This window comes from Qipengyuania gaetbuli, assembly GCF_020524765.1.
Taxonomy (GTDB): domain Bacteria; phylum Pseudomonadota; class Alphaproteobacteria; order Sphingomonadales; family Sphingomonadaceae; genus Qipengyuania; species Qipengyuania gaetbuli_A.
This window is the reverse complement of the sequence record NZ_JAIVLR010000002.1, coordinates 865,165-878,292: the sequence shown is the minus strand read 5'-3', so window position 1 is coordinate 878,292 and position 13,128 is coordinate 865,165. Positions and strand designations below refer to the sequence as shown.

At 63.4% G+C, this 13,128-nt stretch carries 13 protein-coding genes; 4 read left to right on the top strand and 9 right to left on the bottom strand.

All coding sequences use genetic code 11. The annotated features are described in order from the left end of the window. Positions 1-6: 6 nt before the first annotated feature. The 3 genes from LC083_RS12785 to LC083_RS12775 all read right to left on the bottom strand — a co-directional run bounded on the left by LC083_RS12785 (position 7) and on the right by LC083_RS12775 (position 2,492). Positions 7-573, bottom strand: coding sequence for a NuoB/complex I 20 kDa subunit family protein (locus LC083_RS12785; RefSeq protein ID WP_199800490.1), 567 nt, complete (start codon positions 571-573; stop codon positions 7-9). Positions 574-586: 13 nt separating this feature from the next. Next, positions 587-961: an NADH-quinone oxidoreductase subunit A gene (gene ndhC / locus LC083_RS12780; RefSeq protein WP_160607027.1), complete on the bottom strand. Its 375-nt coding sequence runs from the start codon at positions 959-961 to the stop codon at positions 587-589. Positions 962-1,061: 100 nt separating this feature from the next. Beyond that, the gene (locus LC083_RS12775; RefSeq protein WP_226700708.1) at positions 1,062-2,492 is read right to left on the bottom strand and encodes a coniferyl aldehyde dehydrogenase; all 1,431 of its coding nucleotides are present in this window, start codon (positions 2,490-2,492) and stop codon (positions 1,062-1,064) included. Positions 2,493-2,581: 89 nt separating this feature from the next. Between LC083_RS12775 and LC083_RS12770 the strand changes: the two genes are divergently transcribed. Together LC083_RS12770 and LC083_RS12765 are read left to right on the top strand one after the other, a co-directional pair. Beyond that, a complete protein-coding gene (locus tag LC083_RS12770) occupies positions 2,582-3,778 on the top strand; it encodes a thiolase family protein (RefSeq protein ID WP_226700707.1) in 1,197 nt (398 codons plus the stop codon). Between the two features lie 4 nt (positions 3,779-3,782). Continuing rightward, positions 3,783-4,157, top strand: coding sequence for a YgdI/YgdR family lipoprotein (locus LC083_RS12765; protein WP_226700706.1), 375 nt, complete (start codon positions 3,783-3,785; stop codon positions 4,155-4,157). A 3-nt stretch (positions 4,158-4,160) separates the two neighbouring features. On the opposite strand, the gene LC083_RS12760 is transcribed toward LC083_RS12765, so the two are convergent. Then, on the bottom strand, positions 4,161-4,628 hold the full coding sequence (locus LC083_RS12760; RefSeq protein ID WP_226700705.1) for an SH3 domain-containing protein: 468 nt from the start codon (positions 4,626-4,628) through the stop codon (positions 4,161-4,163). Between the two features lie 82 nt (positions 4,629-4,710). Between LC083_RS12760 and LC083_RS12755 the strand changes: the two genes are divergently transcribed. Then, positions 4,711-5,736 carry a 2-hydroxyacid dehydrogenase gene (locus LC083_RS12755; RefSeq protein ID WP_226700704.1) on the top strand — a complete coding sequence of 342 codons (1,026 nt, stop codon included), beginning with the start codon at positions 4,711-4,713 and terminating at the stop codon, positions 5,734-5,736. A gap of 53 nt (positions 5,737-5,789) precedes the next feature. Beyond that, positions 5,790-6,218, top strand: coding sequence for a nuclear transport factor 2 family protein (locus LC083_RS12750; protein WP_226700703.1), 429 nt, complete (start codon positions 5,790-5,792; stop codon positions 6,216-6,218). Between the two features lie 6 nt (positions 6,219-6,224). On the opposite strand, the gene LC083_RS12745 is transcribed toward LC083_RS12750, so the two are convergent. The 5 genes from LC083_RS12745 to LC083_RS12725 all read right to left on the bottom strand — a co-directional run bounded on the left by LC083_RS12745 (position 6,225) and on the right by LC083_RS12725 (position 13,042). Next, a complete protein-coding gene (locus tag LC083_RS12745) occupies positions 6,225-7,631 on the bottom strand; it encodes an NAD(P)H-dependent flavin oxidoreductase (protein ID WP_226700702.1) in 1,407 nt (468 codons plus the stop codon). A 37-nt stretch (positions 7,632-7,668) separates the two neighbouring features. Further along, positions 7,669-8,388 carry a class I SAM-dependent methyltransferase gene (locus LC083_RS12740; RefSeq protein ID WP_226700701.1) on the bottom strand — a complete coding sequence of 240 codons (720 nt, stop codon included), beginning with the start codon at positions 8,386-8,388 and terminating at the stop codon, positions 7,669-7,671. Beyond that, positions 8,385-9,512: a peptide chain release factor 2 gene (gene prfB / locus LC083_RS12735; RefSeq protein ID WP_222553438.1), complete on the bottom strand. Its 1,128-nt coding sequence runs from the start codon at positions 9,510-9,512 to the stop codon at positions 8,385-8,387. Before prfB ends, LC083_RS12740 begins: the two co-directional genes overlap by 4 nt. 87 nt (positions 9,513-9,599) lie before the next feature. Further along, positions 9,600-12,044, bottom strand: coding sequence for a penicillin-binding protein 1A (locus LC083_RS12730; protein ID WP_226700810.1), 2,445 nt, complete (start codon positions 12,042-12,044; stop codon positions 9,600-9,602). Positions 12,045-12,178: 134 nt separating this feature from the next. Next, positions 12,179-13,042: an N-acetylmuramoyl-L-alanine amidase family protein gene (locus tag LC083_RS12725; protein ID WP_226700700.1), complete on the bottom strand. Its 864-nt coding sequence runs from the start codon at positions 13,040-13,042 to the stop codon at positions 12,179-12,181. Between the last annotated feature and the right edge of the window lie 86 nt (positions 13,043-13,128).

The window sequence follows — 13,128 nt, the reverse complement described above, 5'->3', positions numbered from 1 at the left end:
TCGCCCTTACCTCTGGATCGTGCCGACGCGGCGGATCTTCCGCTGCAGCTGCATCACGCCATAAAGCAGCGCCTCTGCAGTGGGCGGACAGCCGGGGACATAGATGTCGACCGGAACGATCCGATCGCAGCCGCGCACGACGCTGTAACTGTAATGGTAGTAGCCGCCGCCGTTGGCGCAGCTGCCCATCGAGATGACGTACTTGGGCTCCGACATCTGGTCGTAAACCTTGCGCAGCGCCGGAGCCATCTTGTTGCACAGCGTGCCGGCGACGATCATCACGTCGCTCTGGCGCGGGGAAGCGCGCGGCGCGACGCCGAACCGCTCCATGTCGTAGCGCGGCATGTTCACGTGGATCATTTCCACAGCGCAGCACGCAAGACCGAAAGTCATCCACCACAGCGAGCCGGTGCGGGCCCACTGGAACAGGTCTTCGGTCGAGGTGACGAGGAAACCCTTGTCGTTCACCTCGGTCTGGAGAGCGTTGAAATAATCCTGGTCGGGCTGGCGAATGTCGCCGGGCTGTGCCGTCGGCTGGACAAGCGCGTCGCGCCCGAGCGGGCTGGAGGTCATCTGCTGGCTCATATCAGTCCCAATCCAGTGCGCCGACTTTCCACGCGTAGGCGAAGCCGACGATCAGTTCGACGAGGAACACCATCATGGTGATCCAGCTCGGCCAGCCGGTTTCTCCAAGGCTTACTGCCCAGGGGAAGAGGAACGCGGCTTCGAGGTCGAAGATCAGGAACAGGATCGCGACCAGATAGAAGCGCACGTCGAACTGGCTGCGCGGATCTTCGAAGGCGGGGAAGCCGCATTCGTACTCGCTGAGCTTCTCGGCATTGGGCGCGTGCGCACCGGTCAGCCGTGCCACGCCCATCGGCAGGAACACGAAGGCTGCCGAGAGCACGACGGCAATGAAGAGGAAGATCAGGATGGGGAGATATTGTTCGAGGTCGACCACGGATGAATCCCAGGGCTTAACGCGTTGCGTGCGCCTCTAGGCCCCTAGCCGTATCGGTGCAAGGGCGCGAATCGTGCAATTCGCGCATCCCTTCCCCAGCCTATTTCATCATCTTGTCGATCGCCTTGCGCGTCGTGTCGCCATAGGGCGGCTTGAAACCCGCCAGCTTGGCGACGTCGATCTTGGGCTGCGTGTAGACACTCCGCGCGTGGCTGAATTCGCGGAAGCCCTCGATACCGTGGTAACTGCCCATGCCCGAGGGGCCGACACCGCCGAACGGCAGGTCTTCCATCGAAACGTGGAAAATCACGTCGTTGACCGTCACGCCGCCGCTGATCGTCTTGGTGAGAACCTTGGACTGTTCCCCCGAATCCTGGCCAAAGTAATACAGGCCGAGCGGGCGATCATGCTCGTTCACATAATCGATCGCCTCGTCGATGTGCCTGTAGGTCTTGACCGGCAGGACGGGACCGAAAATCTCTTCCTGCATCGCCTTCATGTCCTCGGTCACATTCTTGAGGATCGTGAGTGGCATCTTGCGGCTGTTGGTGTTGGAGAAATCCTCGTTGCCGGGATTGACCTCGATCACCTCGGCGCCCTTCTCACGCGCATCGGCGACAAGGCCCTGGAGGCGGTCGAAATGCCGGTCGGTGACGACGCTGGCGTAATCGTCGTTGTCGAGCAGCGTCGGATACATGTTGGCCGTGCCCTGCCAGACCCCGTGAATCGCCTCGTCCTGCTTGCTTTCGGGAACATAGAGATAATCGGGCGCCAGGCAGATCTGGCCAGCGTTCATCATCTTGCCCATGGCAATACGCTCACCAGCCTTTGCGAAGTCCGCGCTTTCGCCCATGAAGACGGGGCTCTTGCCGCCCAGCTCGAGCGTGACGGGCACGAGGTTCTTCGACGCGGCTTCCATGACCTTGCGGCCGGTGGCAGTCGAACCGGTGAACACGAGGTGGTCGAACGGCAGGTCGGAGAACGCCCCGGCCACTTCGGGACCACCGGTGAACACGGCGCATTCGTCTTCGGCGAAATATTTCTCGACCAGTTCTTTCATCAGGTCGCTGGTCTTCTCGGTGAACTCGCTCGGCTTGATCATTGCACGGTTGCCGGCTGCAAAGACCTGCATCAACGGGCCGAAGGTCAGGTTGACGGGGAAGTTCCAAGGGCTGAGAATGCCGATTACGCCTTTCGGTTCGTAACGCACTTCCGCCTTCGCACCGAGCAAGCCGAGCGGGAACTGGACGTGGCGCTTGTCGGCCTTGGCCCAGCCGTCCATCCGCTTGAGGCAGTACTTGCCGAAATTGATGGTCCCGACGATGTCGGTCATCATCGACTGCATCGGCGAACGGTTGCCGAAGTCGGCGCTCATTGCCTTGCACAGTTCGTCCGCATGGTCCTTGAGCAGTTTGTTCGCGCGTTCGATCCGGTCCTTGCGCAGGGCCATCGGCTCGGGCCGCATCTGGTGATGGGCGGCACGCTGCTTGCGCAGGACTTTTTCCATTCGCACCAGCCGTTCGTCCGCCATCGTATTCTCCCTTGGTCTGTGTTGCGCCGCAGCGACGCCTTGCCTATCTCTGCGGCACGATATTCCAGAACCAGAGGACCAGCACAAGCATGACCCAGTTCAGCGCAAACGACCCCGTCGTCATTCTATCCTATGCCCGCACCCCGATGGGCGGGATGCAGGGAGCCCTCGCGGACGTTTCCGCAACCGACCTGGGTGCCACGGCCGTCAAGGCGGCTGTCGAACGTTCGGGCGTTTCGCCCGAGGCCTTCGACCGCACCTACATGGGCTGCGTCCTTCCGGCCGGCCTCGGCCAGGCCCCCGCCCGCCAGGCGACGATCAAGGCCGGCCTGCCCAAGTCGGTGCAGGCGACGACCGTCAACAAGGTCTGCGGAAGCGGCATGCAGACAGTCATTATGGGTGCAGAAGCGCTTGCCAGCGGCACGGTCGACTATGTCGTCGCGGGCGGCATGGAGAGCATGACCAATGCCCCCTATCTCCTGAAGAAGCACCGCTCGGGCGCGCGCATCGGCCACGACACAGCCTATGATCACATGTTCCTCGACGGGTTGGAAGACGCGTACGAGGAAGGCCGCGCCATGGGCACTTTCGCGCAGGACACGGCGAACCAGTACCAGCTGACGCGCGAAGAGATGGATGCCTATTCCATCGAATCGCTGCGCCGCGCCAATGCCGCCATCGAGAGCGGTGCATTTGCCGACGAAGTCGTCCCCGTGACCGTCGCGACCCGCGCCGGTGAAGTCACCGTCGAGCATGACGAACAACCCGGCAAGGGCAAGCCCGACAAGATCCCGCAGCTTCGCCCGGCCTTCGCGAAGGACGGAACGATCACTGCGGCCACCTCTTCGTCGATTTCGGACGGTGCGGCGGCAGTCGTCCTCACGCGCGAAAGCGTGGCGAGCGCCAATGGCCAGCAGCCTATCGCGAAGATCATCGCCATGGCCGCTCATGCACAGGAGCCTTCGGAATTCACCGTCGCTCCGGTCGGCGCGATCACCAAGGTGCTCGACAGGGCCGGCTGGTCGGCGGACGACGTCGACCTGTGGGAAGTGAACGAAGCCTTCGCCTGCGTCGCGATGTTCGCCATGCGCGATATCGGCATCCCGCACGAGAAGATCAACGTCAACGGCGGCGGCACGGCTCTGGGCCACCCCATCGGCGCCAGCGGCACGCGCATCATCGTCACGCTGCTGAACGCCCTCAAGAAGCAGGGCAAGAAGCGCGGTGTCGCTTCGCTCTGCATTGGCGGCGGTGAAGCTACGGCTGTCGCAGTCGAACTGGTCTGACCCTATGACGGGTGGTGATTTGCGGGGATGGTGGCTTGCGGCCGCCACCTTGGTATTCGCCACCCTCGCCCTTGCAGCTTGTGACGCGGTCGGCGGGAACGAAGCATCGGAGCCCGTGGCTCCCGATCCGGCCAGCATTGCGGGCAGCTATGAAGCGACGCTCGAAGACGGGCGGACCATCATCCATACGCTGAAAAATGACGGCACCTACAGGGATGTCGATGGCGACGGGAACCCGGTCGAGACAGGAACCTGGCGCCTGGCGGAAGGTAAAATCTGTTACGATGCCGAAGGCAGCGATCCTGAAGCCTGCTTTGCTGGCGGGCCTTCCGGAAAAGTCAGGCGCGTGGAGCGTCCAGGCTCGGAAGCGGCCCAGTAACGCTCAGGGCTCTCCTGCACCCCACAGACGCTGCTGCGGGACGTAACCGCGGCGATTGTCCACGGCGAATTCGCACCAGTTGTCGTCGCAATCCCCCAGCGTGCCAACCACGCCGGGCTCGATCCGCCATTTCACCGTCGATGACCGGTCGGGCTTTGCGTAGATCGCGCTTTCGCCCTTCCCCACGACGATCGCCCCGCGTTCGTCGGTCAGCAGGCGGGCAACCACCCAACCCTGCGTACCATCGGGATCCTCGATCAGCCGCCACCCTTCCATCACGCGGATGACCTTCACGGGAAGGCCCTTGCGGCGATAGACCCAGGCGATCTTGTAATCCTCGCTCGGCCCGACGCGCATGTTCAATTCCTTGGCCCGGATGCTCGCCCAGTAAGGAACTTCGCGATCCTGTGCAGATGCGGGGGAAGAGACCAACAGTACGGCGAAGAGAAAGGCGGAAAGGCGTGCGATCATGGTGCCATGTCTACTTTGCGGCCCAACCTGCTTCAAGCACCGCTTGACCGTTTCCCGCACCAAAGCGTAGCGGTGCCGGAACATGACCGATCACGATCACGCATCCGACCGTCCCCAGAAGCGCCTCGACCGCAAGCCGCGGGTGACCGTCACCCGCCATCTGGCCGCAGCCGTTGAAACGCGAATGAGCGACCTCTTCGAGGCGAACCTCAACCTCACGGACGAACCGATGAGCCGTGACGCCATCGTCGCGGCCATGCAGGATTGCGACGTCCTCGTTCCCACAGTGACCGACCGGATCGATGCTTCGGTGATCGAGGCAGCTGGCTCTGACCTGCGCCTCATCGCCAATTTCGGTGCCGGGACAGAGCATATCGACCTGAAAGCGGCGGCTGCCCGCAAGATCATCGTCACCAATACGCCGGGCGTCTTCACCGACGATACGGCAGACCTGACGATGGCCGGCATCATCGGCGTGCCACGCCGGGTGCGCGAAGGTGTGGAACTCATCCGCAGTGGCAAGTGGACGGGCTGGGCCCCGACGGCGATGCTCGGACGCAAGCTGGGCGGAAAGTACCTCGGCATCCTCGGGATGGGCCGTATCGGCCAGGCGGTCGCCCACCGTGCCCGCGCTTTCGGTCTCGAAATCCTCTATCACAACCGCAAGCGCCTGCCCGAAGCGGTCGAGCGGATGTTCGGCGCGACTTGGGTGGAAAGCATCGACGAGCTCGTCGCACAGGCCGATATCCTCACCCTTCACTGCCCTGCGACACCGGAAACTCGCGGCATCATTGACGCGCGCAGGATCGGCCTGATGAAAGAAGGGGCGAGCCTCATCAACACCGCCCGCGGCGACCTCGTGGATTACGAAGCTTTGATCGCGGCACTCGAAGCGGGCCACCTCGCCGGCGCCGGGCTCGACGTCTATCCGGACGAGCCCAACGTCGATCCACGGCTCATTCGCCATCCCAATGTCATGACACTGCCACACATCGGTAGCGCGACGCGCGAAGGCCGCGAGGATTCGGGGATGAAGGTAATTGCGAACATCCGAATGTGGGCGGACGGGCACCGTCCCCCGGACCAGGTTCTCACCGGTCTTCGATAAACGACCGATTACAGCGCATTGCATTGCTGCGGCGGGCTTGTAATGCTCGCCCCATGGATGAATTCGCCGCCAAGATCGAAGCGTTGGAGCACTTGTGGATGCGCAGCTGGGTGCAGCGCGACCGCAACCAGATGAAGGCCTTGGCCGGGCGCGACTTCATATTCCTGCTCGGTTCGAAGAGCCCTGCGATCCTCGACCGCGCCAGTTGGCTGGAAGCTGCGACCACGCGCTTTCGCTGCACCGGCTATCGCTTCGACGACGTCTACGTCCGCCGTCACGGACCGATTGCGGTTTTTGCCGCGCGCATGACGATGGACGCCATGATGGGCGATCACGAATGGTCGGGCGAAACTTGGCTCACGGACGTGTGGCGCATCTCCAAGGTGCGCCGCAAATGGCGCATCCTGGAACGCACAATCTCGCGTCCGGACACCGACAAGGCGATGCCGGACGCGATCAGATCGATGCAGCTCTGGCGCTAGGCCTGCTCAGTCGCCGGTCAGGATACGCTCGACCAGTTCCTTCACGGTCGGCGTGAAATTGTTCGAATAGAACGGGTCCTGCTTGAAGCGGTAGGCAGCGTGGCCTGCAAAGGCGAGGTTCTCGTCCGGATCGCCGCCATGGGCGATGTCCTGCAGCGTCTTCTGGATGCAGAAGCTGCGCGGGTCGGCAAGACGACCGGTCGTGTGGTCGTCGTGATCCTTCCAGCTCGAGAACTGGCAATGCGAAAGGCAGCCCATGCAGCCCTGCTGGTCGGCCCTGATCTGCTCGGCACTCTGGGGCGTCACGAAAACGACCGTATTGTCGGGAGTTTTCAGCGCCTCGGTAAAGCCTTCGTGCATCCACGCCTGCGCCTTGCGCTGGTCGCCCGGGTGCACGAAGAAGTACTTGGCCTTGCCGTGGTCGGCCAAGGGAACGGTGCCTTCTTCCTCGTCGCGCTTGAAGATCGGGATCTGGCGCTCCGAGCGATGCATCAGATCATAGAGGAACGGCGTCTTTACCGCGGAGGAATAAAAGCCGGTCGGGCTGAACTTGTGCAGCAGCACGTCGCCCGGCTCGACCGTCCGGAGCATGTCCTTCCAGACCTGCGGGATCGGGCTTTCATGCGTCAGCAGCGGGCGGGTGCCGAACTGGAAGGCGATCTTGCCGAGTTCGGGATTGTCGATCCAGTCGTTCCATTCGCGCAGGAACCAGACGCCGCCCGCCATGACGATCGCGGTGTCTTCCGATACGCCTTCCGCACGCATGGTTTCGCGCAGCGCCTTGACGCGCGGATAGGGATCTTCCGGCTTGGTCGGGTCTTCTGCGTTCGAGAGGCCATTGTGACCGCCGGCTAGCCAGGGGTCTTCATAGACCACAGCGGCCATCAGTTCGGGCACCTTGGAGTAGCTGCGCTTCCACAGGGCGCGAAATGCGCGGGCCGAGCTGACAATGGGGAGGTAGTGAACGTTGAAGCGGGCCGCGATCTCGGCCAGCTTGTAGGGCATACCTGCGCCGCAGGTGACGCCCGTGATCAGGCCCTTGCAGTTCTCCAGTACGCCTTCGAGAATCTGCTGCGCGCCGCCCATTTCCCAAAGCACATTGATGTTGATCGCACCCTTGCCGCCCGAGATTTCGTGGGCGCGCCGGACCTGTTCGGTGGCGCCGTCGATCCCGTAGCGCACAAGTTGTTCGAAACGCTCCTTGCGGGTTGCCTGCGGGTAAACCTGCGGAATGGGGTTTCCATCCTCGTCATAGCTGTCCGCATTGACGGCGCTGACCGTCCCGATGCCCCCTGCAGCAGCCCATGCCCCGGAACTGGCGTGGTTGGTCGCGGAAACGCCCTTGCCGCCTTCGACCAGCGGCCAGACTTCGCGTCCACCATAAAGAATGGGGCTCAAACCCTTGAAACTCATGTAATCCTCTCTCTACGCCAAAGCGTACTCTAACCGTCTAGTCCCCGTTGACGTCGTCCACTCTACAGGGCTTGATTTCGCTCGGCTCAGGCCTGTTAGCCGCTGCCTTGAACTGTGCATAGTACCCCGACAGCTCGGGGGCATCCTTGAAAGCCACCAGTTCGTATCCGACGCGGCGGAATTCGCACGACAGCAGCAGCGGATCGATACCGTGCTGGTCGGTCGGGCGATCGACATCCACGACAATGACTTGGCCACCTTCGCGAAGCGCGGGCCACATATTCCACAGGAACTCGTAGGGCTGCTGGATCTCGTGATACATGTGGACCATGAAGATCCGGTCGAAGCTGTCTGCAGGCAGCTTGGGATCGGCCGGTTCGCCCAGCCTGATCGAGACATTGTCGAGCCGCTGGCGCTCGACGCGCCGGGCCAGCAACTGCAGGGCTTCGGGATCAATGTCCTGAGCCAGAACACGACCGCCGTCGCCGACCCGCGGCGCCAGTCGCACGGTGTAATACCCGCTCCCAGCGCCGATATCCGCCACGGTCATGCCAGCTTCGAGTTCGGCGAGGTCCATGACCTTCTGCGCTTCGCCGCGGCTGTCGCGCGCGTCCTCGGTCGAGAACTGGTAGGAGATAACTTCCGATACCGGGCGGTCGGGTGCCGGGAAAACGGTACCTTCCCCGCTCCCGCCCCCAAGCGCATCGCATCCTGCAAGCGCGGCAAGACAGGGGACAAGGGCGAGGCCCAGCCTCACTCGGTGTCCTCCACCTCGACCGTCTCGCCGGTCACGCGCTGGGCAAGCGCCGCCGATATGAACGGATCGAGCGCTCCGTCGAGCACGTCGTCGGGCGTCGGCGAGGTAACACCCGTACGCAGGTCCTTGACCATCTGGTAGGGCTGCAGGACATAGCTGCGGATCTGGTGCCCCCAGCCGATCTCGCTCTTTTCCTGGTATTCACCCGACGCGGCCGCTTCACGCTCGGCCATTTCGCGCTCGAACAGGCGGGCCTTGAGCATGTTCATGGCCGTGGCCTTGTTCTTGTGCTGGCTGCGATCGTTCTGGCTCGCCACCACGATGCCGGTCGGCTGGTGGGTAATGCGGACCGCGGAATCGGTCGTGTTGACGTGCTGGCCACCTGCGCCCGACGCTCGGTAGGTATCGATCTTGAGGTCGGCCGGGTTGATTTCGATATCGATATCGTCGTCGATGACCGGGTAGACCCAAACAGAGCTGAAGCTGGTGTGGCGACGGGCCGAACTGTCGTACGGGCTGATCCGCACGAGACGGTGCACGCCGCTTTCGGTCTTGGCGTAGCCATAGGCGTTCTCGCCCTTGAGCAGCAGTGTCGCCGACTTGATGCCTGCCTGATCGCCCGACTGGTATTCGACAGTCTCGACCTTGAAACCACGACGTTCGGCCCAGCGGGCATACATGCGGAAGAGCATTTCCGCCCAGTCCTGGCTTTCGGTGCCGCCGGCCCCTGCGTGGATTTCGACATAGGTGTCGTTCCCGTCAGCCTCGCCCGAAAGCAGCGCCTGCACCTTGTCGCGGTCTGCACGGTCGGCAAGCATTGCCAGGGTTTCCAGGCCTTCGCGGGTGACTTCGTCGTCGCCTTCCGCTTCGCCCATTTCGACGAACTCGATGGCGTCTGCCATCTCGCTTTCGATCTCGCGCACCGTATTGATCGCGGTTTCTAGGCGCTTCTGCTCCTGCGTGATCGCCTGCGCCTGCTTGGGGTCGTCCCACAGCTTGGGATCCTGCACGCGTGCGTCCAGCTCGTCGAGCCGGCGCAACGCACGGTCCCAGTCGAGCGACTGGCGGACCAGCGCCAGAGCGGCTTCGATACGGTCGATTTGGGCCTGCCCTTCGGCACGCATGGTCACAATTCCTCGTTGTCTCTTGCCCGGTCCACCTAACGAGCGGACCGGGATTGTAAAGTTGCAGCGGCGCAGAAGCGGGGCTCGCTAGTAGATGCCCTCGTTTTCCTCGACGAAGTCGCCGGGCCCTTCCTCGCGCACGGTCGAGGTCTGGCTGGTATTCGCGCGGACCCCTTCGCGGGCCCGGCGGATCAGCTCCAGGATCTCGGCGCGCTGGGCGGCCAATTCGTCGGACCTCGTCGAACGCGGCGGTTCGGTGTCTGGCTTGAAGGCTTCCCAGATCACGGCCGCAGTCGGCTCGTTGGAAGGTGTTCCTTCGAACACGCGCTTGCCGGTGCGGCGGTCGATCTTGACCATGCGGATGCCGGGAGGCGCGATGAAGTCCTGTGCGGTCCAGCGTTCTTTCGTCTCCTGGACGAAACGCTGCATGATCGGCGCAGCCGTATTGCCGCCCTGCACCCACCCGCCAAGATTGCGGGGCTGGTCGAAACCGACATACATCCCCGCCACGATGTCGGGCGTCCCGCCGACGAACCACGCATTGGTGGGGCCGTTGGTCGTACCGGTCTTGCCGAACATCGGCAATTCGAGGCTGCGCAGGCGCACTGCCGTACCACGCGTCACGACGCCCTGGAGCATATGCACCATCTGGAAGGCCGTGCGCGGGTCGAGCACCTGCTTACCGGAAGGCTCGAACCGCGGCATGGGCTGGCCATCCCATTCGTCCATGTTGCAGCCCGTGCATTCACGCTTGTCGGACCGGTAGATGACCTTGCCGCGGCGATCCTGGACGAAATCGATGACCGTCCCGGGATTCATCCGGCCCCAGTTGGCGAGCGCCGCATAGGCGTTGACCATGTTGACGACAGTGGTGTCGCCCGCGCCCAGCGCGAAGGAATAGTACGGTTCGTAATCGCCGATACCGAGCCGCTTGATCGTCTGCACGACATTCTGCATGCCCGTGTCGTCGGCGATGTGGACCGTCATGAGGTTGCGGCTCTGTTCCAGGCCCCAGCGGAGCGTATGCTCGCCGCCACCTCCTCCGCCAAAGTTGCGGAAGCATTTTTCGCCAAGGTTTGCGCCCTGCCAGACGCAGAAGGTCTGGTCGGGCACCATGGTCGCCGGAGTCATGCCGTTGTCGAGCGCGGCCGCATAGACGAATGGCTTAATGGTCGAGCCCGGCTGGCGCAGCGCCTGCGTCGCACGGTTGAAGCTACCCAAACGGCTGTCGAAACCGCCCTGCATCGCGAGGATACGGCCGGTCTGCGGGTCCTCCGCGAGGAACGCGCCCGATACCTCGGGTATCGCCCGCAGACGGTAGCCGGAGCCCGAGGGCTCGGCCGCCACTACATCGCCTACACGGAGCGTGTTCGGCGCACCGGCCAGGGGGTAATCCTTCCCATCGGTCAGGCCGAGCTTGGGCGAACTGCCGCCTTCCGTCACCACGCCGATCCGCCAGTTGCGGTAATTGGTGGACAGGTTGGACGAGGCCAGCTGGCCGTGAAGGTCGCCATTGTCGGGATTAAGCGTCGCAACCGGACCGGTGTAGCCGCGGTTGCCATGATAGCTCAGCAGCTGGGCGCGCAGCGCATCGCGCGCAGCATCCTGCAACTCGACGTCGAGCGAGGTGCGAACCCACAGGCCGCCGGCATAGACGCTGTTGCCGCCATCTTCCGCCGTTTCGCCGAACTGGTCGATCAACTGGCGCCGTACTTCTTCGAGGAAGTAGCCTGCATCGGCCGAACGTTCGCTGCGCTGCTGGACGAGGCCGAGCGGCTGCGCCTTGGCCTGTGCGGCTTCGGCGGCAGACACGAAATCGTTCGCGACCATTTGGTCGAGTACGAAATTGCGGCGGGCGACCGCCATGTCGCGGAATCGCTCGCGGCCATAGCGCTCGGGCGCCTTGGGCAGGATTGCAAGGAAGGCAGTCTCGTGCAGTTCGAGCTGATCCACATCCTTGTCGAAATATGCACGCGCTGCGGCCTGCACACCGAAGCTGCGGCGACCGAGCGGGATTTCGTTGAGGTAGAGCTCGAGAATTTCCTGCTTGGTCAGAACCTGTTCGATGCGCTGGGCGAGGATCATCTCCTTCAGCTTGCGCGTGACCGAGTATTCATCCCCGAGCAGCAGGTTCTTGGCGACCTGCTGGGTGATGGTCGAACCACCCACCGCACGCTCGCCCGAACCGTATTTCGTGGCGTAGTCGAACACCGCATTCAGGGTGCCGGTAAAGTCGACGCCGCTATGGCTGAAGAAGGTCTTGTCCTCGGCCGAAAGGAACGCCTCGATCATCTGCTGCGGGAAGTCGATATATTGCAGCTGGACGCGCCGCTCGCGGGCGTAGGAATGGACGATCTCCCCGTCGACGCCGCGAACCACCGTCGGCAGCGGCGTTTCGTAATCCAGCAGGCTTTCCGCATCGGGCAGGTTGCGCGCCAGCGAAGCCCATAGGAGGACCAGCAGCATGACCGCGATACCGATGAGATAGGTCAGGACGCGCAGGCGCTGGTTGTGATGCCAGTTCTCGCGCATCCAGTCTGCAAAGCGCACCGGATCGCCGGTCAGGCGACCGCGGGCGTACTCGAGGAAAGTCTTGTCGAACATAGTCTGGCGGGGCCTTTAGCACGCGATTTCCGGCGCGCGCCACAACAACTAGCCGGATGGCCTCAGCTTTCCTCCCGGCGGGCGAAATAGAGTGCGATCGCGCGGCTCATGACCTGCGCGAAACGTTGCCGGCCCTCGGCCGAAGCAAGACGGCGCGCATCTTCCTCGTTCGTGATGTAGCCGCTTTCGAACAGGACGGACGGTATGTCCGGCGCCCGCAGGACTTTGAGGTCAGCAGCGTGACGAGGTTGCGGGTGGAAAGTGATCACACCCTCGCCCGCCCGCTGGATGAGGCGCGCAAACTCGTCGGACTGCGCCTGCGTCCGGCGCTGCGACAGCTCCACAAGGATGTCGCTGACCGTGTCGCTGGTCACGCCCAGATCGACACCGTTAAGGCGGTCGGACGCGTTCTCCCGGGCGGCGAACCGCGCAGCTGCAGCGCTCGATGCGCGGTCGGACAGGGTGTAGATACTGGCGCCTTCTACCTCGCCAGCATCGCCCGCGCTGTCGGCATGGATGGAAAGGAACAGGTCGGCGCCGAGGCGACGGGCCATTTCGAAGCGTTCCGAATGCAGCAGGTAGCGATCGTCGTCCCGCGTCAGGGCGACCCGTGCGATCTTGCGCGATTCGATCTCGTCGCGCAGTGCGCGCGCCAGGCCGAGGACCAGCGTCTTCTCCCGGTATCCCGATGCGGACGCGCCCGGATCGAAGCCCCCGTGCCCCGGGTCGATGACGATGAGCGGGAGCGAATCGGCTCCCCGAACCTGCGGCAATTCGGCACGGACTGTCTGCTGCGGGAGGCTGGCACGCAGCACGATACCCGGCTCCGGTCCTGCGAGGCCCGACTGCCATGCAAGCCCGATCGCCCCGGCCAGAGAAGCAAGGGTCAGCAGTATCGGCGCGAGTATCTGCATGAGCGGAGACATGGGACCAAAAGCTTAAGGCTTCGCGGACCTTATGCGCAATATGGTTGCCGTTCGAAACCCACGGTGCTAGCGCCGAAACGAACGGT